The following is a 25,564-nucleotide window of genomic DNA, read 5'->3' as shown; positions in this document are numbered from 1 at the left end:
TTCTTACTTCTCGCTATCGACAAGGCCGCGGACAAAGAGCTTTTGCATCGACACCACCACGATGACTGGCGGGATCATTGCCAGAATGGATGTGGCCATGATGACTGGCCATTCGGCCACATCATCGCCAGAAGGGAACATCTGTTTGATACCCATCACAATGGTGTTCATTTCAGGGTCGGTGGTTATCAAAAGCGGCCAGAGATATTGGTTCCACCCATAGATGAACAGGATCACGAACAACGCTGCGATATTGGTCCGGCTCATCGGCACCACGATATCGATGAAGAACCGCATCGGCCGGGCCCCGTCCACGCGGGCAGCTTCGGCCAGTTCATCCGGGATCGTCAGAAAGAACTGCCGGAAAAGAAATGTTGCCGTGGCCGAAGCGATAAGAGGGAAGATCAATCCGTAATAGCTGTTGAGCATACCGAACCCGGCAACAACTTCGAACGTTGGAACGATACGCACCTCGACCGGTAGCATAAGCGTCAGGAAGATCAGCCAAAAGAATGTTGTCCGCCCGGGAAAACGGAAATAGACAATCGCAAAGGCTGACAGCAGCGAGATGATTATTTTGCCAACGGCAATCCCGATGGCCATCACCAAACTGTTGAACAGCATCGTTGCAACCGGGACATTCACGCCGGAAAACAGCGCGGCCTTGTAGTTTTCCCAGAACTGATCACCCGGCACCAACGGCATGGGCGGTGTCACGATTTCCGGTTGGGTTACGGTCGACGCGACAAAGGCCAGCCAGATCGGGAAAAAAATGATCAACACCCCGAGGATCATCATGGCATGGGTCAGCCAGATCCCCATCCCGCGTTTTTCGACCATTCCGTGTTGTTGGGCTGCCATCAGTAGTGCACCCTTTTTTCCACGTATTTGAATTGGATGACCGTCAGCAGGCCGACGACGATCAGCAGGATGACCGATTGCGCCGAAGACGAACCCAGATCCTGTCCCACGAACCCATCCGAGAAGACCTTGTAGACCAGAATGGTTGTTGCCTGTTGTGGTCCACCACCGGTAATCGTGTGGATCACGCCGAAGGTTTCAAAGAAGGCGTAGACAACATTAACCACCAGCAGGAAGAACGCGGTGGGTGACAAGAGCGGCAGCACTATGGTGAAGAACCGGCGCCAGAAACGCGCGCCGTCGATCGCGGCGGCCTCAATCACGGACCTTGGAACTGACTGCAATGCCGCGAAGAAAAACAGGAAGTTATAGCTGATGCGCCCCCAGGCCGAGGCGACAACAACCAGCCCCATGGCCTCGGTTCCGTTCAGGACATGGTTCCAGTCATAGCCGAGTTGGCCGAGGTACCACGAGACGACGCCGACGCGTGTGTTGAACATGAACAGCCACAGCACGCCTGCAACAGCGGGGGCAACGGCGTAGGGCCAGATCAGTAGCGTCCGGTAAACGCCCGATCCTTTGATCAGGCGGTCCGCGATGACCGCCAGAAACAACGCCGGGATCATCGAGCAGAGAGTGACAAGCGTTGAAAACACCGCTGTCGTCACGAAAGAGGCTCGGTAGAATTTATCGCTCAGCAGGAATTCAAAGTTACCGAGACCCACAAACTGGGACGACAGCCCAAAGGGGTCAGGTATGAATAGAGATTGCCAAACAGCCTGCCCCGCCGGATAGAAAAAAAATACAGCGGAAATGACGACCTGCGGGGCGATTAGCGCCAATGGCAACAGCCAGCCGCGAAAGGTGACGCGTTTTTCCATCCCTATAAACCACCGAATATAGAAAATGCGGGCCCGAAACAGGCCCGCATCGAGTTACGACTTATTGATTGGCGGATTCGAACCGGCGCAGCAGAGCGTCACCTCGCTCTTTCGCGCTGTCCATCGCTTCCTGAGCGGTTTTCTCGCCGGACCAGACGGCCTCGAGCTCTTCGTCGATGATGCCGCGAATTTGGTCGAACGACCCCAAACGCAGACCTTTCGAATTTGCGGTGGGCTCTTTCGCCGTCATCTGGATCACAGCGATATCGGTTCCCGGGTTTTCGTCGTAAAAGCCTGCGGCACGCGTGGCTTCACCAGCTTCGGCCGTGATCGGAAGATAACCGGTGTTCTGGTGCCACGCCGCCTGAACGTCCGAAGACGACAGGAAGCTGAGGAATTCGCCGACGCCTTTGTATTCCTCGGGGTCATGACCTTCCATCACCCAAAGGGACGCACCGCCGATAATGGTGTTCTGCGGCTCGCTTGTGACGCCTTCCCAATAGGGCAGCGGGCGAACATCGAATTCGAACTCGGCTTCGGAGCTGATGCCAGCGTAACCGGCCGAACTTTCGGTAAACAATGCGCATTCGCCAGCCCGGAAGTTTGCACCACCTTCATTTCTGCGTCCGGTATAGATGAACTTGCCATCCTTGGCCCAGTCACCCATTGCTGTCAGGTGTGCGACCTGCGCCGGACCGTTCAGCATCAGCTCGGTATCCAGACCGGCAAAACCGTTGTCCTGCGATGCGAACGGAACGTCGTGATAGGCCGACAGGTTCTCGAGGTGAATCCAGCTTTGCCATGCAGTCACCAGCGGGCAGTCCTCGCCGCCAGCCTTAAGCTGCTCAAGTACGTCGCCAACCTTTTCCCAGGTCGATAGATCTGTGTCCGGATCAACACCCGCCGCTTCGAAGGCATCGCGATTGACCCACAGAACCGGTGTGGACGAGTTGAAAGGCAGTGAGAGCATTTCTCCGTCCGTTGTAGTATAGTACCCTTTGACAGCGCCAATGTACGCGTCAGGATCAAACGACGCACCGCTTTCAGCCATCACTTCATAGACGGGTTTGATCGCACCTTCGGCCGACATCATCGTAGCCGTGCCCACTTCGAAAACCATTAGAATGTGGGGCTGCTCACCGGCGCGGAAAGCCGCAATACCCGCGTTCAGAGTTTCCGAATAATTGCCTTTGTGGCTTTCGACCACGACGAACTCATCCTGGCCGGCGTTGAACTCTTCAACCTGCGCTTTAACAAGCTCACCCAGTCGGCCGGTGAAGGCGTGCCAGAACTGAACTTCAGTTTGGGCCATCGCCGCCACGGGGGACAACGCAGTAGTTACGGCGAGAGCGCCGAGAAATTGCTTATTCATGATTCCTCCCATGCATCAGTGTTGATGCTTCGTTGAATACCGACCGCAACGCGTAATCAGCACACATGACGATTTCACGACGTTAACGTTACAAATTTATAATTCAAGCATTTAATTTTTGAGAAAAACATAACATTACATTATAAAACAACTAAGCAAACAACGAACCAGGATCAAAGTATGAGTCAAACTTTGAGGATCCGCCAATTGGAGGCGCTCATGGCAGTTTCCACAAACGGATCGGTCACTGCTGCAGCTACGGATCTTGGGATAAGCCAACCTGCGGTCAGCCGACTGCTTTCCGATCTGGAAAAATCGCTTGGCTTTCAACTTTTTGATCGCCGTGAAGGTCGCTTGGTGCCTTCGCAGGAGGTGCGTTATCTGCAACCCAGCGTAGAGCGCGTTTTGGAATTGATGAAGCAGATCTCGGACGTTAGTCAAGACATAACCCAACGCAAAGCGGGACACATCCGCATCGCATGTTTGCCCGGGTTCGCCACCAGTCACCTTCCCAACGTCATCGCCACGTTTTTACAAGATCGGCCAGGTGTAACCATGACGATCGAACCTGACAGACCGGAACGCATTCTCGAGTGGATGATCGGTGAGCAATATGATTTCGGAATCACAGATAACTTTAACGGGCATCCGGCCGTCGAAAGCAGAGACATCGATGTCCGTACAGTTTGCGTGTTTCCTACTGGACATGAATTGGAGCACCTCTCCGAGGTGACACCTACGGATCTTGCAACCGCCAAGATTATTCACACACGGCGCGACAGCAATTTTTTTGGACAGCTTTCAAAAGCCTTTCAAAGCGCCAACGTCAAACTGAATTCCCACATCGAAGTCAGGCAGTTCACGGCGGCATGTGAATTGGCTGTAAAAGGTGTTGGGATTTCCGTGGTCAGCGAGTTGGACGCCGTCCAATATGCAGACAAGGGATTGAGCTACCGACCGTTCAAACCGCTCTTGTCACATACGCTTTCCCTTGTGCGTCCGATTTTGAAGCAACCGTCACTGGTGACGCTAGAGTTCATCGAGCAGTTCCAAGAGAGCCTAGCCCCGTTCAAGGCAGGTAAACTCCATCACTGATTGTAGGGCGGTAAACGCTAACGTTCGCTGCCTGCAGGCCTAACATTTTCTATCTTCATAGCTTGAAACCAATTCTTGAGCATTTGGAATAGCCCCCAAGATCGATCTCGCCTTATCAACCACAGTGGCGAAAGACCGAGTAGTTTTGCCGTTGAGCTTGGATAATTTAGCTCCTAATCCTAGGACACTCTAGCGCCCGCTTCGTCCCGCATTTGGTGAGTTCATAACACTCTGTATATTGCCCGTGCAGCGAACGGCAGTAATGTGGGCTGCAAACGCAGCATTCGAACATAGCGCTCAAGGTCGGCAATGGGCCGACTATACCCGTCCGCTCTTAGGCGATTGCGGAAGACACAGCAATGAAGCGGATATCAGATCGATCCCCCCAAGAAGAGGTCGGATAGTAAGATGCTAACCCAATTGAGGCGTGTTCTTTCTAGGCGCGCGAGAGAGCTTTAACCCTAGCACTGCAATCAAGACGTATGGCCAGATGAAGAGAGCGATCTGTCCAATTGTGGAAGCTGATCGCTCTTTCTCCTTCTCAATTTCGTCGGTAATTTCTCCGCTTTTGGACCGAACATCGTCGATTTTTTGTTTGAGGACGGTTTGTGCCTCTTCAAGGGCAGTGATGTGCTCTGCCATAGAAAATTCGCCGCTAAAGACCGCAGACGCTGTTCCTATCGTCACGCTATACCCGCCGAGCTGTACCAAACGTTGGGATATTCCTCTCTCTTTCAGCACGGTTTGCTCGATATCGCCGAACCTTGTCGCCAGCGGATAGTTTTCGACAAAAATGGCCCGCTCTTGTTCGATTCTCGTTCTTGCTGCAGAGCACATTTGTTGAGCAAATACGCGCTCCATTTCTTTTTGATGGTCATCAATGATTGCATCAACACCAGAGGGCTCGTCTAGGCCGAAGTCGGTAGCCCCAAAGTTAAAGCCGCTTCCAATTAAGCATGCGTCCAGTTCTGCTGCGTTCAACTCGATTTGAAGCGAACGAAACTCGGCAATTTCACGACTAATCTCGCGAACTGACTGCTCTTCGTTCTCTCGGATGAATCGGGCCGCGCCCGTTCCATTTTCGACATCGATCTCAAGCCGATCCACGGTCGACTGAGAGTCCTCTAGCTGAGATCTTAGTTCGGCCAGGTCTCGATACCCGAGAAACTCTGTGCGCTCCACTGACTGCGCGTAGAAACTGCGCGTAGAAATAGAGACAAGCTCCCAATATAGCCGATGTGTAGTAAGTTCGGTCGACGGCTTCTCCGTTCAGAGGGTTGGTTTTCGAGATCGCGAGAGAAGCCACAAAAACTGAAACGGCGACAATCACTAACGCAGTTGGGCTTCCCCCAAATAACGCGGTAAGTAGCGCGCCCATACCAAGAATTACTGCGACAAAAGCAATGCAATTTCGATAGTGAATCATGAAATTTCCTTGCTTAAAGCTCTTTTTCAAAACGAATTCGTGTGGTCTTTACCTGCGTGGTATTCGCGATGTTATTTTGACGGGAATGTGCGACTGTGTCATCATCTGAAACTGGCGATAGCCTCGCGAAAACGACTGCAAAGTCCGCTGTGAGCCCGCAGTCTAGAGTTTCGCGACCACCAATTTCGAGCATATAGAGCGAAGGTCGGCAATGTGGGTTGCTGGCGCAGCATTGAGCAACACCACTAAACGGTAGCTAAGAACCGCCTTGTTGGTGCGGATGGTTTTCCACGAGTCAGATAGTGCGGTGCATCCGAGGTCTGGAAAGAGCACAATCTGCCGGATGCTGCGCCTCGAACGAATGTCCGCTCAAAAGCTATGAACGATACCAACGCTCATGACCTGCCTAATGAAAGTTAAGGTCGATTAACTCGCAGATTTGGCGTGCTCAGCTGCCGTATCGGCGAAGATTCCAGCGAAGTCCGTCGCTTCGCGTTCCGTCTGACCGCCACTTTTCAGGAAGGCCTTGATAATCGTTTGAGTCTTTCGATTCAGCTGCATCTGCCCTGGCTGGCATCGAGCTGGTCAACATGATCCGCAAAGGTCAATTCACACCCGGACTCTCCCTGTTTCAGCAGTTTGTTCAACTGGTAAGATAATCAACCCGCCTGCGTTGCCTTATCGTCCTTCAAAGGAATTTGCGACAGAACCGTTTCGGGGAACGGGGGTTTGTGCTGGCCTCACTCGCGCCACTGTCGGGGCGAGGTTTGGATGTGCCGGATGGGCTGAGTTATCAGACACCCGATGTCTGGCAGGCCGTACAGGTGTTTGGTGCCGATATGGACCGCGTTGCGGCCAAGCCCAACACGCTGCAGACCCATGTGCTGGCGGGGTACTACTTAGACGGGTGGGACTATTGGTTCCGCTGAACTGCGGCCCATACCGGACTTTGTGATCGCATTTTTCAGATGGTCACTTGAAGTCTTAGAAAAATTAGTATACCGCCGCATACAATTCGATACCGGCAGTGGTCAGCCCGCTGAAAACCCGGTAGGCACCCACACGAAACGCTAACAGCCGGAACAGCCATGAGCCTTTATACAGATTACCTCAGCGAGATCGAAACCCGCAAAGGACAAGGGCTGCATCCTAAGCCCATCGACGACGGCGCATTGGTGAAAGAGATCGTCGCCCACATCAAGGATGTGGCAAGCGAACACCGGGACGGGGCGCTGAACTTTTTCATCTATAACACGCTGCCTGGTACAACCAGCGCTGCCGGTGAAAAGGCCAAATTCCTGAAAGAGATTATTCTGGGCGAAGCTGAGGTCGAAGAGATCTCGGTTCCTTTCGCGTTTGAGCTGCTGTCGCACATGAAAGGTGGTCCTTCGGTTGAGGTTCTGCTGGACCTGGCACTGGGTTCGGATGCCTCGATTGCGGATCAGGCCGCCGAGGTGCTGAAATCGCAGGTCTTCTTGTACGACGCCGATACAGACCGTCTCAAGGCGGCCTATGAAGCTGGAAATATTATCGCGAAGGACGTTCTGGAGAGCTATGCCAAAGCAGAGTTCTTTACCAAGTTGCCAGAGATCGACGAAGAAATCGAAGTCGTAACCTATGTCGCGGCCGAGGGTGACATCTCGACCGACTTGTTGTCGCCGGGCAATCAGGCGCATTCGCGGGCTGACCGGGAGTTGCACGGCAAGTGCTTTATCTCGGATAAGGCGCAGCAGGAGGTCGAAGCACTGAAGCTGCAGCACCCCGACAAGCGTGTCATGCTGATCGCGGAAAAAGGCACCATGGGTGTGGGCTCGTCCCGGATGTCGGGCGTGAACAACGTGGCGCTGTGGACCGGTAAGCAGGCCAGCCCCTACGTGCCATTCGTCAATTTCGCGCCGATCGTTGCGGGTACCAACGGCATTTCACCGATTTTTCTGACCACCGTGGGCGTGACCGGCGGTATCGGTCTGGACCTGAAAAACTGGGTCAAGAAGGTGGATGAAGACGGCAACGCGATCCTGAACAATGACGGCAACCCGATCCTTGAAGAGAAGTACTCGGTCGCAACCGGCACGGTTCTGAAGATCAACACCAAAACGCAAAAGCTTCTGAGTGAAGATGGCGAAGAACTGGTTGACGTGCCTTCGTCCTTCACTCCGCAAAAAGTAGAGTTCATGAAGGCCGGCGGATCCTACGCCATCGTCTTCGGCAAGAAACTGCAGGCACTTGCGGCCGAGACGCTGGGTGTTGAGGCACCTTTGGTGTTTGCACCGTCGAAAGAAGTCAGCCACGAAGGTCAGGGCCTGACCGCGGTCGAGAAAATCTTTAACAAGAATGCCGTGGGCTCAACCCCAGGCAAGACCCTGCACGCCGGTTCGGACGTACGTGTGAAGGTCAACATCGTCGGTTCGCAGGACACCACCGGCCTGATGACCATGCAAGAACTTGAGGCGATGGCCGCCACCGTCGTGGCACCCAGCGTTGATGGAGCCTATCAGTCGGGTTGCCATACCGCGTCGGTCTGGGATGCCAAAGCTCAGGCAAATACGCCTCGTCTGATGAAGTTCATGAACGACTTCGGCCTTGTCACTGGTCGTGACCCGAAAGGGGTCTATCACTCTATGACGGACGTAATCCACAAGGTGCTGAACGATATCACCGTGGATGACTGGTCGGTGATCATTGGCGGCGACAGCCATACCCGGATGTCCAAAGGCGTGGCCTTTGGTGCCGACTCGGGCACTGTGGCACTGGCGCTGGCCACCGGCGAAGCCTCGATGCCGGTTCCGGAATCGGTCAAGGTGACCTTCAAGGGTAAGATGGCTGAGCATATGGATTTCCGCGACGTGGTGCATGCCACCCAGGCGCAGATGCTGGAACAGCATGGCGACAACGTGTTCCAGGGCCGCGTGATCGAAGTGCATATCGGTACGCTGTTGGCAGACCAGGCCTTCACCTTCACCGACTGGACGGCCGAGATGAAGGCCAAGGCTTCGGTCTGTATCTCGAATGACGAGACCCTGATCGGTTCGCTGGAACTGGCCAAGTCGCGCATCCAGATCATGATCGACAAGGGTATGGAGCATGAAAACGGGATGCTGCAAAAGCTGATCGACATCGCTGATGCACGCATTGCCGAGATCAAGTCGGGTGAAAAGCCTGCTCTGACACCCGATGACAACGCGAAATACTTTGCTGAGGTTGTTGTCGATCTGGATCAGATCGTCGAGCCGATGATCGCCGACCCGGACGTCAACAATGCCGACGTGTCAAAGCGTTACACGCACGATACGATCCGTCCGATCTCGTATTACAATGCCGAAAAACATGTTGATCTGGGCTTTGTCGGATCGTGCATGGTGCATAAGGGTGACATCAAGATTGTCGCCCAGATGTTGAAAAACCTGGAAAAGGAAACCGGTAAGGTCGAATTCAAGGCTCCGCTGGTGGTTGCGGCACCGACTTACAACATCATCGACGAGTTGAAGGAAGAAGGCGACTGGGAAGTGCTCGAGAAATACTCGGGCTTCGAATTCGACGACCTGTTCCCGAAACAGAAGGCGCGCACCGAGTACGAAAATATTCTCTATCTTGAGCGCCCCGGCTGTAACCTGTGCATGGGCAACCAAGAAAAAGCCGCTAAGGGTGATACCGTTCTTGCCACGTCGACCCGCCTGTTCCAGGGCCGCGTCGTGGCAGATGCACCGGACAAAAAAGGCGAGAGCTTGCTGGCATCGACCCCGGTTGTTGTCCTCTCAGCGATTTTGGGCCGGACGCCGAAGATCGAAGAGTACAAATCCGCCGTGGAAGGCATCGACCTGACAAAGTTCGCACCGCCCGTCGCGCCGGAAGGGACCAAGTCGGCCCATTTCTAAGTTCTGCACGGCCGGTTCACCTGTCGCAGGTTGGGCCGGCCCGCTTCTTTACCAGATATGACGTCCGGGATGCTCGGCTAGCTTAGGGCGGCCGTGCGCTCAGGAACAATGTCGTGCAATCCGGGCCAAGCAATAGAAGTGTTGCATAGAATCAGGAAGTGCCTGACCAGTCCGCCCCGCAAGCGCCGGTCAAGAATCCATCGCTTAGGCGCAGGGCGGGGTCTTCCGTCGTGATCGCTTTTGCAACACCGCCTTGGGGCAAGGTCTGATCCAGACGCTGGCGGTACAGTATACAAAGTTTCGCAAACCCCTTGGATTGTGGCGACAGACGCAAGGCTGACACTCCGACCCAGCGCAATTGGTCAATTTGATGGTCGGTGCAGGCATAGCTGTCGGATAAGGTCTGTACCCCGTTCATTGCCATGAAGGGCCTGCCGTCGCCGGTCAGAACCTCGAGCCCGTCGGGGTCGTCTTCGCAAGCGAATTGGCAGTTGTCCTTGGTGCGCCCATGTAGGCGAGCGTGATAGCAGCGGCCAGAGATGGCCAGCGGTAACCGGCCGTGGCCCCAGACCTCGATCGCGATATCCAGGTCATTGGCAACCCGCGTCAATGCCTCAACTGATTCCAGGGGCAATTCCGGCGGCAGACAGACTCGATTTGCGCCGCGGGCTGCCAGCCAGTTCAGGGTGCCTTCATTGTAGACATTAACCAGCGGTCCTACCGTGAAAGCGCAGCCCTTGGGCAGATGGGCCAGGGCGGTCAAATCATTGACCTCGACCGTCACACCCATTTCGGCCAGTTCGGCGGTCAGTTTGCGTTCGCGTTTCAGCGTGATCAGCGCAAGACTGGTGAGGGAAACCTGTTTCCCGGCCTCGATCAACGCGGAAATCACATCGGGGATGCGGTCCTGGTAGAAGGGCAGGCGTTTGGAACAGACCAGCTCGCCGATCACCACACGATCGACCGGAGACTGGGTTAGGTCCTGATAAAACCCAGTCCAGAAATCGGCGGGCCAGAAGAACTGGCTGGGCCCGACTGTCAGTTCCATCGCGTTATCTCCATGTTTTCTTGTAGGCGCCGGTTGTCATGGCCTGCCCCTCGGACAGGCGGGCCAGCATGCCCTCGGGCATCGGGCGCCCGGCCTCAAGCGCATCAACCGCCGCGCGGAAATTGCGCACCACTTGCGCGACATAGGATTTCGACCGCTGCCGCCCTTCGATCTTCAGCGCCGTAACGCCCGCTTTTTGCAATTGCGGGATCAACTGCTCGGCATTCAGGCTGACCGGATCTTCGAACAGATGTCCGGTTTGGGATCCTGCGGTGAAACACCCCTTGCACAGGGTGGGGTAGGGGGCCGGTTCCCCCTTATCGACCCGGTGGATTAGATAACCGCCCAAACGCGCATCCAGAACGCCCTGATCTTCCGAGTAATCCACATGGCTGGCGGGTGAGCAGACCCCGTTCATGTTTGGTGACAATCCGGTGGCATAGGAAGAGAGCGAACAGCGTCCTTCGGCCATCACGCACAGGCCGCCGAAGACGAACACCTCAGTCTCAACCTCGGTTTCGGCATTGATGGCGGCAATCTCGGGCACGGACAGAACGCGTGGCAGGACCACACGTTTGACGCCAAACGTGTCTGCATAGAAATTGATTACATCGGCATTGGCAGCGGCGGCCTGCACAGACAGGTGCCGTCGCAATCCAGGGTGGGTGCGGGCGGTGTGGTCCAGCAGTCCAAGATCGGCCAGGATCACCGCGTCTGCGCCGCAAGTTTTGGCATCTGCTACGGCGCTGTGCCAGATCGCCTCATCCCCTGCGCGCGGGAAAGTATTGATGGCAACCAGCACTTTTGAGCCGTGTTGATGGGCGAAACTTACAGCATCGCGCATTTCGCTGCGATTGAAGTTGAGGCCCGGAAAGTTTCGGGCGTTGGTTTCATCGTTGAAACCGCAATAGACCGTATGTGCCCCCGCCTTAACGGCGGCCCGCAAGGCGGCAGGCGTTCCTGCCGGGCAGACGATTTCCATCACCATATTACTGCGTCCTCGGGTCGGGTCAGGCAGAGGCCGGTTTGACGCTCGGCCAGGGCAATCAGCTGCTGTACCGGACGCGCGAATGGCCCGGTAAGTCTGGCCGCTTCCTGCGCCAGGTCCAGTTCGGCATCGTCCACGGCATTGCGCAGGGCGAGGGCGGCGCCGGTATCGCCCTCAACCACCAGATCGCGCGAGAAAAACAGCGCATCGCCATCAAAGGCCCCGTGTACCAGACCAAGCAAGGCCGCAAGCGGACCCGAGATCCGGGCCACTCCTTTCCCCCGACCGCGAGTCAGGGTCACCTTTGGTCGACCATCGTTGGGATTGAGACACAGAACAATCGGCAGGTCGACCGGGTCGAGTACAAAATCGGTCTGCCTGTATTCGCCGAGGCGCTGAAACAGGCCGGGTGAGGTGCGGGCGATCTTGCGCGAAAAAACCGTCAGCGACAGGGACAGGGGTGCAAGCGGTACCAGTCGAAGCGCCGCCGCCAGAGGGGCGGGGCAGTGCGGTATTGTTATGTGAGGATCGGACAAACTGACCTCCGGCGGTTTAGCAGGTCCTGCTGTCGTAGGCGGGTGCAGGTGCCCGTTAATTGACTGTTGTCAATTCTGCGCGACAAAATCGTTGTTAGGGAAAGGCAGATTACCGGAGCTGTCCCATTCGCACCTTACCGAAATTTCCCACCCTTCGTGATTTTCTTGTTTGGAGCGAAAGCACCGGCCAATTCCAGGCGGTGTCCGAACCCATCTCTTTGCGCCACCAGATGACGGCCGTGCATCGCGCTGTTTTGGAAGCACAAGGGCCGGTTCTGCGGTTTGATCACCCGGTAACGGCGCAGGGCGACCGATTGGATTTTCCCGTCGTAGTCAACCTGTTCGGCACAGCCCGGCGTGTCGCCGCCGGGCTGGGCGTTACGCCAGATGGCCTGGATGAATTGGGGTCCTTTCTGGCGGCGCTGCGCAGCCCCGCGCCGCCGGATGGGTTGCGCGATGCCCTGTCACACTGGCCGATGTTGAAGGCGGCGTTGGCAGCGCGCCCAAAAACCGTTCGGTCGGCGGCGGTTCAGGATGTTGTCCACACCGGGACAGATGTCGACCTGTCTGCATTGCCGGTACAGACCCATTGGCCGGGCGATGCCGGGCCACTGATCACTTGGCCCGTGGTGGTGACCCGCCCGTATGACAGCGATGCCGGGGATGTCAGCCGCTACAATGCTGGCATCTACCGTGTGCAGGTTCTGAACCGGAGCCGATTGATCATGCGCTGGCTGCCTCATCGCGGCGGGGCGGGGCATCATCGCAGCTGGGTTCAGCGTGGTGAAAAAATGCCTGTTGCCATCGTTTTGGGTGCTGATCCGGCAACGCTGTTGTCAGCGGCGTTGCCGCTGCCGGAAACCGTGTCAGAGTTGAGTTTTGCAGGTGCCCTGAACGGCACACGACCCCGGATGATACCTGCCAAATCTGTGCCACTGTTGGTGCCGGCCGACGCCGAGATTGTGTTGGAAGGCTGGGTTTCTCCAACCGATACCGCCCCCGAAGGACCGTTTGGCGACCACACTGGATACTACAACCCGGCCGAGCCGTTTCCTGTGATGCATGTCACCGCCGTGACCCATCGTGAAGCACCAGTCTACCTGTCCACCTATACCGGTCGCCCCCCGGATGAACCTGCCATCATCGGCGAAGTGTTCACCCGGCTGTCTTTGCCTACCATCCACGCGCAGATTCCCGAAGTGCGTGACCTCTGGCTGCCACCTGCCGCTTGTTCGTATCGCATGGCGATTGTCAGTATCGACAAACGCTATCCCGGACAGGCGCGGCGAGTGATGATGGCGCTTTGGGGGATGTTGCCGCAATTCAGCTATACCAAGATGATCGTGGCTGTGGATGACGATATCGATCCGTCCAACTGGGACGACATCGCCTGGGCGCTGGCCACCCGCATGGACCCTGTGCGCGATGTGATGTTGCTGGAGAATACCCCCATGGATTACCTCGACTTTGCCTCGCCCCAACCCGGATTGGCGGGCAAGATGGGCATCGATGCCACCACCAAGATCGGCTCGGAAACCTCGCGCGAATGGGGTGAGGTCATGCGAACTTCGGATGCCGATGCGGCCTTTGCTGCTGATCTGTTGGGCCGGATCATGCCGGGGCTGAGCCAATGAGCGCTGCCCGTGTCATATTGGGGGTGTCCGGTGCATCGGGCGCAGCGCTAAGCCTTGCTGTGGCGGCCAATTTGTCGGGGTTGGGAGTTGAGATTGATCTGGTCGTCAGCCCGGCGGCCAATCTTACGTTGGCGCAGGAATGCGGTGCAGATGCTTTGGACGATCTGTGCAAGCTGGCGACCCGACACCATGCCACCGGCGACGTCGGGGCAAGTATCGCTTCCGGCTCAGTCCCGGTTGCGGGCATGATTGTTGCGCCTTGTTCGATGCGCACGCTTGCCGCGATTTCGTTGGGTCTGGACGACAACCTGCTGACCCGAGCAGCCAGCGTGCAGCTTAAGGAACGCCGCCCTTTGATCCTGCTCACCCGCGAAGCGCCGTTGACGTTAGCGCATCTGCGCAACATGACCTCTGCAACGGAAATGGGGGCCGTGATCATGCCGCCTGTGCCCGCCTTTTACCTCAAGCCGCAAAAACTGAATGACGTGATCGATCAGATTGCTGCGAGGGCTGTTGATTCCCTGCGTTTGAGTGCCCCCACCGCCGCGCGCTGGAATGCGGGTGCCTGAACAGGGCGCGATTTGGACGTTACGGAATCCATAATTCTGCCACTATGGTGCAATCTATTGGCGAGTATTGGATTTTTGGGATTCTCTTATTGTGAACGCTCTTTTTCCTGACATTTCGGCAGCACCAGTCAAAACACCCATTTTTAACGTTGAAACCGAATTGAATGGCGCCGTTCGGTCCGAGCTGCGCCAATTGGAGGCGCGCAAGCAGTTTGCGCTGAACCTGCTTTTTGCCCTGGCCTTGAGTGTCTGGGCTGCCATTTTCCTTGCTGAATCCGTGGGCACTTTCTTTGTTTTATGGCATTCGAATCTGGGCCTTTCGGCGGCTGGTGAACAACCTTGGACCGCGTTGTTCGTCGGGCTGCTATGCTTGTTCTTTGCGCGGTCGAGCGTGTTGAAAGCAGGCAGTTTCTGGGCGATCTGGACGGGCCGCGCGCCTGTTTTTCTTACCCCAACTGAGCGTGTGCCCGAGGCAGTGACTTATTCGATTGAGCAAGACCACGTCATCGCACGAGAGAAGGATTTCACCGAATCTTGGCATTTTGCGCATATCTCTAAACTTGAACGCAATGGGCGGTTCGTGATGTGGCGCAGCCCCGATATGCGGTTGCTTTTTATCCCCTTGCCGACCGAGCAAGATGCCCAACACCTGCTGCGCAAACTCAAACAGGAAAGTCGTTCGGGCAAAGGCAGTTTTGCGCTACAAGACGCACCGGATGCGGCGTTGGTGCAGAATATCTCGGCCCGGGACGCGTTTGAGGCGCTTGAAGGAGTCGCAAGGAAAACAGGAACCAAATGCCCCAATAAGTTGGATTCTGTTTTCAACTATTTGACCTTCCTGATCCTCACCGGGTTCGCTGCGCTTGGCCTGTGGTCCCTTGTGTCGGGTAATACCGTGCAGGCAGGTTTTCCGCTGTTCAATCAGCTGTGCGTCGTGCTGTTGGTCACCGCACTGATGGTGCATGCATCGTTTTTTCGAAAGCATCTGCCCCGTCTGCGGCATCTGCACTTTGCTCGGTACGGGCTTGTGCGCGGCATCGCCTGGGGACCGACCGCCGTGACCTGCGACACGTCAGGGTTAGAGATCTGGCGGGAAGGCAGGGTTTTGCGCATCGGCTGGAACATGGTGCGCGCGGTATACTGCGAAAATTATCTGACTGTTGTTGAGCTGACCGACGATCAGGTTTTCGTCATCCCTGAAATCCCCTCGGCGACAAATCTGTTGGCTGCCCACCGTACATCGCGAGGATTGGGCGCATGGGATGGCGCCAGACATGCCACCGTACCGAAACAGGGAAAAAAGAAACGGTGGTGGTCGTTCCTGATCAGCGGCGTGGTCTGGTTGGTTGTTTTCGTGACGATCTTGGGATTCATCGGCTGGCTTCAATCCAAACCCGCCGCAGCCGAGATGCTGCGAAATCCAACCCTGCCTGTATGGTACGAAGAGGTTTCGCCACAGGATCGACGGGCCGCTTTGGCAGCAGACAGATCCGTGAGCCAACCCCTGTTTGATGAGAAAATGCGGGTCGAAGAGGCCGGGTATGAAATCGTCAGACAGGGATTTTTTGTTGTTCACGACCGGTCCAGTCTTGAGGATTTCGGTGAGGTTCGCCTGACGGTGGATCCGATTTTCGAACGCGCCACATTGCATCGGCTGCGGATACATCGGAAGGGAAAGACATTTGACCAACTCGACTTGCCGTTTCGAGAATTGAGTCTGGAGCGTGAACTCAAATCCGGCGTGATGCAGGGCGATATAGAATATTTCGGCCAGATCTCCGATCTGCGCGTGGGGGATGGCCTTGAGATCATCTGGTCGAAAAAAGCGACAACACCGGTTTTTCCTGATCAGTTCCACTATTGGGCAGACAAGCCCAGAGTCAGCAGTTGGACGGAGAGGCGGATAAGCATCGACCTGCCAGCGTCGACCCGTTTTGGTCTAAATCATACCGAAGACTTCTCGATCAACCGCTACGAAGCCAATGGGCGCACGGTCTTGTCGTGGGCCTTTGGCGAGATTGAGGAGGAAGACGGAAACCTGCATGCGGCAGAGGCCTGGGATGTCTCGAATGACGGGATGCAGCTGTCCACGTTTCTCGATTGGGGGCAGATCGCACAGCGCTTTGCGACAGATTACCGACCTCGTCCTGATCTTTTGCCCGATGATCTGATCGCGATACTTGAAGAGATCGCGGCGCAATCGGACGACCCCGAATGGCGCGCGACCCAGGCCCTGCGGCTGGTTCAGGACCGTGTGCGGTATTTCAGTGTTTCCATCGGGGAAGGCGGTTGGATACCCCGTACGCCGAATACGGTCTGGTCCACAGCTTACGGGGATTGCAAGGATAAGGCGCTGTTGCTGATTTCGATGCTGGCGCATCTGGGTATTCAAGCCGATGCGGTCATCGTGGATCATGAAATCGGACCTGCCTTGCCACGCATGTTGCCGTCGCCCTTTGTTTTTGATCATGCGATTGTTCGCATTCGCGATGTACAGGGCGATTGGTTTGTTGACCCCACCGACTTGTTGCAGGGCGGAGTCGGCCGGGCCATTTCGCTGACCGATTTCACCTGGGGGCTGCCGCTGTCACCGGACAGCACCGAACTGGTCGAGATTGTGCGGCATCTTCCAGCTGAGCCCACGTCCGAAGTTCTGCAAGAGTACACTTTGTTGGATGAAGGTCCGGTGGCTGCCATTCTGGATGTGACCGAAACCTGGCGCGGTGTGAACGCAGATTACAGGCGGTGGCTTTTTGATCGTCAGGATGAGGAAAAGCGGCACAAGAATTACGAAGATTGGTATGCGGATCGCTTTCCCGGTGCCACGCATCCCGATGCGATGGTTGTTGAGGATGATCTTGACGCCAACGTCATTCGGCTGGTGCAGCGATATTCCCTGCCGCGCGACGGGTTCGAAGAAGATGGCCTTTGGACGGACCTGAGCCATTTTGGCTATGTGGTTTCGGATCAGCTTTACGAGCTTGATGATGACGCGGCGTTGGCAGGGCAATCGCAGGTTAATAATCCGATCCACGCTGTACACACAGTGGTCATGCGCAATGTGCCGGCATCCTTGAACCAACCGGTCGGTTACAGCTTTGAAAACCGCTTTGTCGATTTTGAAACCAAGGGCGAGTGGAACGAAGTTGAGGCGTCCTTGCGCTATGAGTGGGTCCTGAAAACCAAGAAAACCACACTAAAACCCGGAGATGAAGACGCCTGGCGTGAGGCGGCTGATTACGTTGAAAATCATGACATTTACAACGTCAACCTGCATCAAAACCTGTTCGGCCTGGAATTGGATAAGCCGGTCTATCTGGGGATGAACGGAACCCAGCTGATGGTTCTTCCCCTGCTTGTGTTGGTGGCCATGATGATGTTTTTGATGTTCCGCAGCGGTGTCAGAGCTGAAGTGGCAGCCAGCCGCGCAATGATGGACGCGGACCGGCGCTAACGCCCGCCCCGCCCTTGTTATCCCTCTTGCCGGGAAGACAGGATCCAATCCCGCACAATCTCGGCCTTTGGTGTCAGGGGGCGAGTTTTGGACCACACCAGATAAAACCCCTTGCCCGTTTTCCAGGCCCATTCAGGACGCGCCGCCAGCATGCCCTGCCGCACCAGCGGAGCTACGACATGATGCCAGCCAAAGGCAAAGCCCTCGCCCGCCATCGCGGCCTGCAAAACCAAGGCATAATCGTTCAGCCGCAGACCGGTACGAGGGGTGACCTCGGCGATGCCAAAGGTGCGAAACCACTGTTCCCATGTGGGGCGTTCACGGACCGGCTCCTCTAGGTGAATAAGCCGTTGATTCAGAAGGCCGGGCACATTCTTGAGCGTGACGGCGGCGGCCATGACGCGAGGTGAAGCGACGGGATAGATCACCTCATCCGATATCAAATGCGCGTCGCAATCGGGCCAATTGCCATCGCCCAACCGCACGGCAAGGCTGATAGTTTCCACATTCAGGTCCGGCTCGCGATCGCTGGATTGCAGGCGCAGCTCAATATCGGGATGATTTTGCTGAAACGATGCTATTCGAGGCATAAGCCAGTAGTTGTTGAATGCCGAGGAAGCGCTGAGTGTCACGTGATCATTGCTGGCAAATTGCCGGATCGAAGCTGCAGAATGCGACAGCAGCTCGAACGCGCGGGTGACATCTGAAAACAGACGGTTTCCTGCATTGGTCAAAGTGATCCTGCGATGGCTGCGCCGAAACAATACGACGCCAAGTGAGGTTTCCAATTGCTTGATCGAGGCACTGACGGCGGGTTGCTGCACATTCAACTCCTCTGCCGCTTTGGTGAACGATCCCGTGCGTGCGGCAGCTTCGAAGACGACCAGATGGCGAGGAGAGGAGAGGAGGGACCAGGGTTTTTGCATAACTTCAGATTATGCTAAACATCAATATTTTCAACCGTCACAGAGATGTGGTTGAGCGCTATGGTTCTTGAAGAAACATGGCGATGAGGGTTTCAATGGCACGGCGCGCTCGGACATCCAGAAAACGGCAGGACACACATATCGCTGTGCCCGCCTCACCCTTTATTCAGCGCCAGGCCCCGTTTTACGATCTGCTTGACGAGGAGCAGGTCGTTCGTCTGGAACGTCAGGTGGATTGGTTTTTGCAGGACGTCGGCATCGCCTTTCGTGACGACCCCGAGGCGCTTGCGCTATGGAAGTGCGAAGGGGCACAGGTCGACGGTGATATCGTGCGCGCCCCTGCAGATTGGATTCGCGCCCTTTGTGCCAAGGCACCGCGTGAGTTTACCCAGTTGGCCCGCAATCGGGATCGATCGGTTGTCATCGGCGGTCGAAATCAGGTTTTCGCTCCGGTCTATGGCGCCCCTTTTGTGCGTGATCTGAAAGGTGGGCGGCGTTATGGCGATCTGAACTCCTTTGAAGACCTGGTGCGCCTTACCTACCTGCACCCAAACTTGCATCACGGGGGTTTTGTGACCTGCGAGCCGTGTGATGTTCCAGTCAGCAAGCGGCATCTGGATATGTTGCTGGCCCACATGACGCTAAGCGACAAACCGCATCTGGGCGCAATTACCGAGATGAGCCGCGCTCAGGACAGTGTCGACATGGCCGAGATCGTATTTGGCGCGGATGTGATGGCGGAAAACTGTGTCATCATGGGCAACGTGAACACCAATTCACCGCTGCTGGTGGATCGGGTGGTGACGGAATCCGCGCGGGTCTACAGCAGCCGGGGGCAAGGTATGATGGTGGTGCCGTTCATCCTGTCCGGGGCGATGGGGCCGGTGTCGACCGCCGCCTCGGTGGCCCAGGCATTGGCCGAGGCGATGATGGTCTGTGCATATATTCAGCTTATCCGTCCCGGTGCGCCTTTTGTACTGGGGAACTTCCTGTCTTCGATGTCGCTGAAATCCGGCGCGCCGACTTTTGGCATGCCCGAGCCGGTGATCTCGAATTATGCGATCGGGCAACTCGCGCGACGCGTGGGCCTGCCTCTGCGCTGTGGCGGATCGCTGACAGCGTCCAAGATCGAAGATGCGCAAGCCGCGTATGAAAGCGCGGATACGATGCATTCGACCATGTTGGCCGGGGCGAATTTCGTGCTGCAATCGGCGGGCTGGCTGGAAGGTGGACTGTGCGCCGGCTTCGAAAAGCTGATCATGGATGCGGACCGGCTTGGGTCTTATCAAAAGGTTCTGGACCTGGGGCTGGACACATCAGACGAAGCGCTGGCCAGTGACGCCTATGAGGAGGTTGGTCCCGGCGGTCATTTCCTGGGCTGCGGTCACACCATTCGTAATTATCAGGATGCGTTCTATGAACCCGCGCTCAGCCACAGTGAAAACGTCGAAAGCTGGGAGGATGAAGGTGCCAAGGACATGCGCACGCGGGCTTATGAACGCTGGAACCAGATGCTGAAAGATTATGAGGCACCTCCCATCGACGTGGCGTTGAAAGAAGAGTTGGAGGCATTCGTTGCCAAACGCAAAGAAAGCTTGCCCGACGCCTGGTACTAAGTTCCCCGACCTTTCACCTATGCCGGTCAACCAAGGAAAACACGTATGCCCGAGATTCAAAAAGACGAAACAGCCACCGGCAAACCGTTGCCGTCCCACGCCAAGGTCGTTGTAATTGGTGGCGGTGTCGTTGGCTGCTCGATCCTGTTTCATCTGGCCAAATTCGGCTGGAAGGACGTGGTGCTTCTGGAACGAGATGAGCTGACCTCGGGTTCAAGCTGGCATGCGGCGGGGCAGATTCACACGATCAGCTCGGACCCGAATATCAGCCGTCTGCAAAGCTATACCATTGATCTGTATAAAGAGATCGAGGAGACCTCGGGCCATTCGGTTGGATTGCATATCACTGGAGGTTTCTACGCGGCCTCGACCAAGGAGTGGTACGACTATCTGAAACGCGAGCGGTCCAAGGCGCGCTATATGGGCCTGCATCAGGAGTTCATTTCTCCGTCCGAGTTGGCCGAACGGCACCCGCTGGTCGATCCGAAACACTACTATGCAGCGCTGTGGGATGATCAGGACGGCGATCTGGACCCGTCGGGGGCGACCTATGCATTTGCCAAATCTGCGCGCGTTTATGGTGCGCAGTATTTCACCCATTGCGGTGTCACCGCGATGTCGCAGCGACCCGACGGCTCGTGGGACTTGACCACGCCCAAAGGTCAGATCAATGCCGAACACGTGGTGAATTGTGGAGGGCTGTGGGCGCGCGAGGTCGGGCATATGTCTGGCATTCACCTGCCGGTTCAGCCAATGGAACACCATTATCTGATCACCGAGAAAATCCCTCAGATTGCTGAGCGGATGGAGATCATGGGAGAGGCGGGGCGCCTGCCCGCCGGGATCGACTATGAGGCCAACATCTATTTCCGGCAGGAACGGCAGGGGATGCTGCTGGGCACGTATGAACCGAAATCAACCCCTTGGAAGGTGAGCGGCACGCCGTGGGATTTTGGGCATGAGCTGCTGCAACCTGACCTTGACCGCATTGCCGATCGGCTGGAGATGTCGTTTGAACGCATTCCTACCATTGGTGAGGCTGGGATCAAGGATATGATAAACGGTCCCTTCACGTTTGGTCCTGATGGCAACCCAATGATCGGCCCGGTGCCGGGGATGAAGAACTATTGGGTCGCAGTGGGCGTCATGGCGGGCTTTTGCCAGGGTGGCGGCGTCGGCCTGACCATGGCTGAATGGATGATCGACGGAGAGCCTTCGATCGACGTCTGGGCCATGGATGTGGCGCGGTTTGGCGAGTTCGCAACGCCAGACTGGGGCACGATCAAATCCTCGGAAAACTACGAACGCCGTTTCGTGATGACGTTTCCGAACGAAACGCTACCCAAGGGACGGATGCAGAAAACCACCGCGCTTTATGATCGTTTGGTCGCAAAAGGCGCGCGGATGGGGCAGGGCTTTGGGTTGGAAAACGCGCTGTGGTTTGCCGATGGTCCTGAGGACGCGCATGAAGACCCGACTTTTGAGCGCAATCGCAGTCACGACTATGTCGCGCGTGAGGTGAAAGCGGTGCAAGAGGCTGTTGGTGGGATCGAGATTGCCAATTTCGCCAAACATGAATTCAAAGGCGCGGGTGCGCGGGCCTATCTGGATTACGTGCTGGCCGGGTATGTGCCCAAACCGGGGCGCCTGACGCTGACACCGATGTTGACGCCCAAGGGTAAGCTCTTTGGTGATTTGACCGTGGCCTGCTTGGCCGACGATCACTTTATCCTGTTTGGTTCAGGCGCCATGCAAGAGGCGCATCGCCGCTGGTTCGAAAAGGACCTGCCGGATGATGTGAGCTATGCCAACGTGTCGGACGATTGGCACGGAATCGCATTGTCTGGCCCCAAATCCCGCGAGTTGTTGGCGCGGCTGACGCGAGAGGATGTCTCGGCCGAGGCCTTCAAGTTCCGTGATCTTCGCCAGACCTTTGTGGCCGGTGTACCGGTGATCCTGAATCGCATCTCGTTCAGCGGCGAACTGGGCTATGAGATTTATTGCAAGCCGCAATACCTGTTGCGTCTGGCCGAAGCGATTGAAGAGGCCGGGGCCGATCTGGGCTATCGCTGGTATGGGGCCCGCGCGTTGATGTCGATGCGGCTGGAGAAAGGGTGGGGTGTCTGGACGCTTGAATTCCGCCCGGATTTCAATGCAGTCGAAAGCGGCATGGAAGCCTTCATCAATTGGAACAAAGAGTTTGTCGGCAAGACGGCGACCGCGGCGGCCCGCGCGGAAGGCGCCAAACAGAAGCTAGTGACCATGACAATCGACGTCGACGGAATTGATGTGTCGAATGATGAGGCGATCGTGAAAGACGGCACTGCCGTCGGTTATGTCTCGTCCGGTGGCTATGCGCATCGGGTCGGGGAGTCGATGGCCATGGGGTATGTTGCCGCGGACCATGCCGCGCCGGGAACGATCCTACAGGTGGAAATCCTTGGCGCGTTCTATGACGCCACGGTTCTGGGTGCACCAATTTACGATGCCAATGGAGCCAATATGCGCACCTGAGTAGTTGGTCGAAAAGCCATCCGCGCACAGGTTACAAGACCGTCATCATTTTGTTGGCTTGTAACCTGGCCTGCCATCAGCGTTCGTCAAAAGCGTTGTTCACGGTGTGATGCACCGGCTTCAGCATATAGGCGAGCAGAGTATTCTCGCCTGTGGTCATCTCTGCCACCACGGTCATTCCGGCCTGAAGAGGACGTTCATACGCGCCGCTGCCAATAGATTTTTCGGCCAACTGTATCGAAGCCCGGAAATAGGTTTCGCCTGTCATCTCATCGACAAGCGACACCGAATCCAGCCCGCCTGAGCAGATTACGATCGTTTTCATATTTTGAACCCTTGTTTTGTTACCCGGGTAGGCTGCGACCGGGATGCACCCTGTTACACACGGGGGCTAGGCGTGCCAATCCTCCATTCTCGCAATCACGCGCTTGTGGTAGATGACCCGTGGGTCGTACGGCGTGACCAGATATTCACTTGCTGTGTTCAACACCGGGTAAACTAATCGGCATGATCCTTGAAACTATCTGGAAACAAGAAATTGCACCCTCTAATCTTCCACTGACATTTGGCCGATCAACCCCGGGTTTAAGCCACCAGCAGCCGTTTTGGACCACAAGTGCGAGTCAGCGTAGGAATTGCCGTATCAATACTTGTCGCGCTTTCAATCGGCGCGTCGACTTTTGTGGTGCATTCGCTGTGGTGGACGACCGCGAGGGAAAACAGTCGGATGTTGGCGGCCGAGATCAACAGTCAAATCGCCAACACGGTGCGGATTGAAGTTGGATTGACCCTAAGATCTGCCGAAGCGGCCTGGGCCGCGGTCCGGACAATATTTGTCCAGAATGTGATTCAGACACAGCAAGCCGACAAGCGAGAGTTTGTGTTTCTGTCGCAATTGCAGGCGCAGCCCAACATATCGTGGATTACCTTCGGCTGGCCTGACGGGGACTTTTTCGCCGCCCACCGTTTAGGCGACAGTGGGCTGGAGATGATCGAAATCAACGACGAGATCCGGGATCGGAGCCTGCGTAAGGACCGTTACATCTTTATTCCGGGGGACATCCAATTCGAAGACCGCTCGTTTTCGCCAACCCAATATGATCCGCGCGATCACGCCTGGTACGGTAATTTCATTGATCGCGATACGCCGGACTGGATCGAGGTGCGCGACCTGCCGGGTAGCGACAAAACGGTCTATGCCTTTGCCGGGGCAATCGACGTGAACCGCAGACGCCAAGGCGTGTTGACGGTGGCCATTGAAACGGATCGCCTGTCGCGCTTTCTGGGATCATTGCGGCCGGGTGAGTTTGGCGCGGCCTATATTCTGAGCGCGGATGGCAAGGTGATCGCCGTACCGGACCCGGATGCAGATGAGGTCACCCCGGCGCGGATGGGTGAAGGTGAGCTGTACGAAGTTGCCAAGATGTCTGGGGAAACCCTTTTGGCGACCTCTGGTCCGAATGTCGCCGGCAGTTTGACGACCCGTGTGGTGTATGACGACGTGCCCTATGCCGTGGCACTGACCCCGCTTGGATTTTACGGGTGGCGCGTGGCCACGGTCATCCCCGAAGCCGCCTTCCTGTCAGGTATCGACCGGACGCTCGTCAATCTGATTTATGCGCTGCTTGGGGTGGTTGTTGTGGCGACCGGTCTTGCCATTTGGTTAATGCGCAAGGTTGTGGCAAACCCTTTGTCGCGCGTTGCCGAAGACCTCAGCCGAATTGAACGTTTCGATGTCGAGCAGGTCTCGCGGCGTCCCTCGCGCCTGAAAGAGCTAAATAACCTGTCCGCAGCGACGGCCAACATGGCGGCGGGTCTGTCGGCGTTTCGAAAGTATGTGCCGACCGATCTTGTGCGAATGCTGGTGGCGGCAGGTATCAAGACGCAGCCCGGAGGGGAAACAAAAACGATATCTGTGCTGTTTTGCGATGTGTCGGGTTTCACCGGCCTGACCGAAAAGCATGGCCCGAAGATTGTCGAGTTGATGGCACCTTTCTTCAGCGCTGCGTCATCGACCATTGAACGGCATCATGGAACAATCGATAAGTTCATCGGGGATGCGGTGATGGCGTTTTGGGGTGCCCCGCGAGAAAATCTCGACCACGCTGAAGATGCCTGTCGTGCTGCGCTGGAACTCGTGGACGTGGTCGAAAGTGCTGGCCTGCGAAGTGACTCTGACGATTCCCTGCGCGTCAGGGTCGGTCTGAACAGTGGTGAAGCTCTGGTTGGGAATATCGGATCGGAACAGCGGCTGAACTACACGGCAATTGGAGACGTCGTGAACGTAGCAAGCCGTCTGGAGGTGGCCAACAAGGCCTATGGCAGCGCGATCCTCATTGGACCCGAAACACGGCGAGAAGCAGGTGATGCGATCATCGTCCGGGAACTGGATACGCTTGAAATTGCCGGCCGGTCCGGAGAACTGGTCGTTTTCGAACTGATTGGCATGACTGACAGTGTCGCTGAGACCCCACCGTGGATCGAGGCTTATGAAACAGGTCTTGCCCATTACCGGGCCAGACGCATGCCCGAGGCGGTCGCGTCCTTTGAGGCCGCAGATAATTTGCGCGGGGGCGATCCTGCGTCCGTTTTGATGATCAAGCGAGCAAAAGCGTTGCTGGCGGACCCTCCGCCAGGCGATTGGACGGGCGTTGCATTCATGGATGATAAATAGTGTTTCCTTAGGATGTTTGAGGCGTGAGGCGCTCGTCACTCTGTTTTCTGGCGCCATCGCCTTGAAATTTTGTTTCGTTTTGCCGGTAAATACTG

At 56.3% G+C, this 25,564-nt stretch carries 18 protein-coding genes and 1 pseudogene; 10 read left to right on the top strand and 9 right to left on the bottom strand.

Going from position 1 to position 25,564, the window contains the following annotated elements:
• Positions 1–3: 3 nt before the first annotated feature.
• The 3 genes from ugpE to ugpB form a co-directional block, all read right to left on the bottom strand.
• Positions 4–840 carry a sn-glycerol-3-phosphate ABC transporter permease UgpE gene (gene ugpE, locus ACR0B0_RS14430; protein ID WP_170351276.1) on the bottom strand — a complete coding sequence of 279 codons (837 nt, stop codon included), beginning with the start codon at positions 838–840 and terminating at the stop codon, positions 4–6.
• 20 nt (positions 841–860) lie between these two features.
• Positions 861–1,742 (bottom strand): sn-glycerol-3-phosphate ABC transporter permease UgpA, encoded by an 882-nt coding sequence (gene ugpA / locus ACR0B0_RS14425; protein WP_170351215.1) that lies wholly within the window; start codon positions 1,740–1,742, stop codon positions 861–863.
• 61 nt (positions 1,743–1,803) lie between these two features.
• Positions 1,804–3,114, bottom strand: coding sequence for a sn-glycerol-3-phosphate ABC transporter substrate-binding protein UgpB (ugpB, locus tag ACR0B0_RS14420; protein WP_480648353.1), 1,311 nt, complete (start codon positions 3,112–3,114; stop codon positions 1,804–1,806).
• Positions 3,115–3,294: 180 nt separating this feature from the next.
• Here ugpB and ACR0B0_RS14415 point away from each other — a divergent pair, with 180 nt between their 5' ends.
• A complete protein-coding gene (locus ACR0B0_RS14415; protein WP_170351217.1) occupies positions 3,295–4,209 on the top strand; it encodes a LysR substrate-binding domain-containing protein in 915 nt (304 codons plus the stop codon).
• 411 nt (positions 4,210–4,620) lie between these two features.
• Here the strand turns inward: ACR0B0_RS14415 and ACR0B0_RS14410 are convergent, their stop codons facing one another.
• Positions 4,621–5,316 (bottom strand): hypothetical protein, encoded by a 696-nt coding sequence (locus ACR0B0_RS14410; protein ID WP_170351218.1) that lies wholly within the window; start codon positions 5,314–5,316, stop codon positions 4,621–4,623.
• A gap of 855 nt (positions 5,317–6,171) precedes the next feature.
• On the opposite strand from ACR0B0_RS14410, the pseudogene ACR0B0_RS14405 reads away from it, so the two are divergent.
• From ACR0B0_RS14405 to ACR0B0_RS14395, 3 genes and pseudogenes are all read left to right on the top strand, one after another.
• Positions 6,172–6,294 (top strand): annotated as a pseudogene (locus tag ACR0B0_RS14405) (IS6 family transposase); the annotation flags it as partial.
• 72 nt (positions 6,295–6,366) lie between these two features.
• Complete coding sequence (locus ACR0B0_RS14400; protein ID WP_170351219.1) at positions 6,367–6,564, top strand: hypothetical protein; 198 nt, start codon at positions 6,367–6,369, stop codon at positions 6,562–6,564.
• 159 nt (positions 6,565–6,723) lie between these two features.
• Entirely contained in the window at positions 6,724–9,510 is a 2,787-nt protein-coding gene (locus ACR0B0_RS14395; RefSeq protein ID WP_170351220.1) for a bifunctional aconitate hydratase 2/2-methylisocitrate dehydratase, read from the top strand.
• Positions 9,511–9,661: 151 nt separating this feature from the next.
• Here the strand turns inward: ACR0B0_RS14395 and ubiV are convergent, their stop codons facing one another.
• The 3 genes from ubiV to ubiT are packed head-to-tail and all read right to left on the bottom strand — an operon-like array spanning position 9,662 to position 12,082.
• A complete protein-coding gene (gene ubiV, locus ACR0B0_RS14390; RefSeq protein ID WP_170351221.1) occupies positions 9,662–10,558 on the bottom strand; it encodes a ubiquinone anaerobic biosynthesis protein UbiV in 897 nt (298 codons plus the stop codon).
• 4 nt (positions 10,559–10,562) lie between these two features.
• A complete protein-coding gene (gene ubiU / locus ACR0B0_RS14385; protein WP_170362716.1) occupies positions 10,563–11,540 on the bottom strand; it encodes a ubiquinone anaerobic biosynthesis protein UbiU in 978 nt (325 codons plus the stop codon).
• Positions 11,540–12,082 carry a ubiquinone anaerobic biosynthesis accessory factor UbiT gene (gene ubiT / locus ACR0B0_RS14380; protein WP_170362670.1) on the bottom strand — a complete coding sequence of 181 codons (543 nt, stop codon included), beginning with the start codon at positions 12,080–12,082 and terminating at the stop codon, positions 11,540–11,542. Before ubiT ends, ubiU begins: the two co-directional genes overlap by 1 nt.
• A gap of 125 nt (positions 12,083–12,207) precedes the next feature.
• Here ubiT and ACR0B0_RS14375 point away from each other — a divergent pair, with 125 nt between their 5' ends.
• From ACR0B0_RS14375 to ACR0B0_RS14365, 3 genes are all read left to right on the top strand, one after another.
• The gene (locus ACR0B0_RS14375) at positions 12,208–13,716 is read left to right on the top strand and encodes a UbiD family decarboxylase (protein ID WP_480648442.1); all 1,509 of its coding nucleotides are present in this window, start codon (positions 12,208–12,210) and stop codon (positions 13,714–13,716) included.
• Positions 13,713–14,285 (top strand): UbiX family flavin prenyltransferase, encoded by a 573-nt coding sequence (locus tag ACR0B0_RS14370; RefSeq protein WP_480648351.1) that lies wholly within the window; start codon positions 13,713–13,715, stop codon positions 14,283–14,285. Before ACR0B0_RS14375 ends, ACR0B0_RS14370 begins: the two co-directional genes overlap by 4 nt.
• A gap of 91 nt (positions 14,286–14,376) precedes the next feature.
• Complete coding sequence (locus ACR0B0_RS14365) at positions 14,377–17,739, top strand: DUF3857 domain-containing transglutaminase family protein (RefSeq protein WP_480648349.1); 3,363 nt, start codon at positions 14,377–14,379, stop codon at positions 17,737–17,739.
• 17 nt (positions 17,740–17,756) lie between these two features.
• Here ACR0B0_RS14365 and ACR0B0_RS14360 read toward each other — a convergent pair whose 3' ends face one another.
• Entirely contained in the window at positions 17,757–18,665 is a 909-nt protein-coding gene (locus ACR0B0_RS14360; protein ID WP_480648347.1) for a LysR substrate-binding domain-containing protein, read from the bottom strand.
• A gap of 95 nt (positions 18,666–18,760) precedes the next feature.
• On the opposite strand from ACR0B0_RS14360, the gene ACR0B0_RS14355 reads away from it, so the two are divergent.
• Together ACR0B0_RS14355 and ACR0B0_RS14350 are read left to right on the top strand one after the other, a co-directional pair.
• The gene (locus tag ACR0B0_RS14355) at positions 18,761–20,281 is read left to right on the top strand and encodes a trimethylamine methyltransferase family protein (protein WP_480648345.1); all 1,521 of its coding nucleotides are present in this window, start codon (positions 18,761–18,763) and stop codon (positions 20,279–20,281) included.
• Between the two features lie 45 nt (positions 20,282–20,326).
• A complete protein-coding gene (locus tag ACR0B0_RS14350; protein ID WP_480648342.1) occupies positions 20,327–22,795 on the top strand; it encodes a GcvT family protein in 2,469 nt (822 codons plus the stop codon).
• 76 nt (positions 22,796–22,871) lie between these two features.
• Here the strand turns inward: ACR0B0_RS14350 and ACR0B0_RS14345 are convergent, their stop codons facing one another.
• Positions 22,872–23,120: a hypothetical protein gene (locus ACR0B0_RS14345; RefSeq protein WP_170351229.1), complete on the bottom strand. Its 249-nt coding sequence runs from the start codon at positions 23,118–23,120 to the stop codon at positions 22,872–22,874.
• Positions 23,121–23,411: 291 nt separating this feature from the next.
• Here ACR0B0_RS14345 and ACR0B0_RS14340 point away from each other — a divergent pair, with 291 nt between their 5' ends.
• Complete coding sequence (locus tag ACR0B0_RS14340) at positions 23,412–25,469, top strand: adenylate/guanylate cyclase domain-containing protein (protein WP_368039748.1); 2,058 nt, start codon at positions 23,412–23,414, stop codon at positions 25,467–25,469.
• The last annotated feature ends 95 nt before the right edge of the window (positions 25,470–25,564 follow it).

This window comes from Ruegeria sp. BA12 (genome assembly GCF_056539625.1).
The sequence above is the reverse complement of the archived record's forward strand: the minus strand, read 5'-3'. Positions and strand labels throughout refer to the sequence as shown.

Excerpts from the sequence above, each read along its gene's own strand:
- ubiU (WP_170362716.1), bottom strand. The coding sequence starts at position 11,540 with ATGGAAATCGTCTGCCCGGCAGGAACGCCTGCCGCCTTGCGGGCCGCC.
- ACR0B0_RS14415 (WP_170351217.1), top strand. The coding sequence starts at position 3,295 with ATGAGTCAAACTTTGAGGATCCGCCAATTGGAGGCGCTCATGGCAGTT.
- ACR0B0_RS14355 (WP_480648345.1), top strand. The coding sequence starts at position 18,761 with ATGGCACGGCGCGCTCGGACATCCAGAAAACGGCAGGACACACATATC.
- ubiV (WP_170351221.1), bottom strand. The coding sequence starts at position 10,558 with ATGGAACTGACAGTCGGGCCCAGCCAGTTCTTCTGGCCCGCCGATTTC.
- ACR0B0_RS14345 (WP_170351229.1), bottom strand. The coding sequence starts at position 23,120 with ATGAAAACGATCGTAATCTGCTCAGGCGGGCTGGATTCGGTGTCGCTT.
- ACR0B0_RS14395 (WP_170351220.1), top strand. The coding sequence starts at position 6,724 with ATGAGCCTTTATACAGATTACCTCAGCGAGATCGAAACCCGCAAAGGA.
- ugpA (WP_170351215.1), bottom strand. The coding sequence starts at position 1,742 with ATGGAAAAACGCGTCACCTTTCGCGGCTGGCTGTTGCCATTGGCGCTA.
- ACR0B0_RS14360 (WP_480648347.1), bottom strand. The coding sequence starts at position 18,665 with ATGCAAAAACCCTGGTCCCTCCTCTCCTCTCCTCGCCATCTGGTCGTC.
- ugpB (WP_480648353.1), bottom strand. The coding sequence starts at position 3,114 with ATGAATAAGCAATTTCTCGGCGCTCTCGCCGTAACTACTGCGTTGTCC.
- ACR0B0_RS14370 (WP_480648351.1), top strand. The coding sequence starts at position 13,713 with ATGAGCGCTGCCCGTGTCATATTGGGGGTGTCCGGTGCATCGGGCGCA.
- ACR0B0_RS14350 (WP_480648342.1), top strand. The coding sequence starts at position 20,327 with ATGCCCGAGATTCAAAAAGACGAAACAGCCACCGGCAAACCGTTGCCG.
- ugpE (WP_170351276.1), bottom strand. The coding sequence starts at position 840 with ATGGTCGAAAAACGCGGGATGGGGATCTGGCTGACCCATGCCATGATG.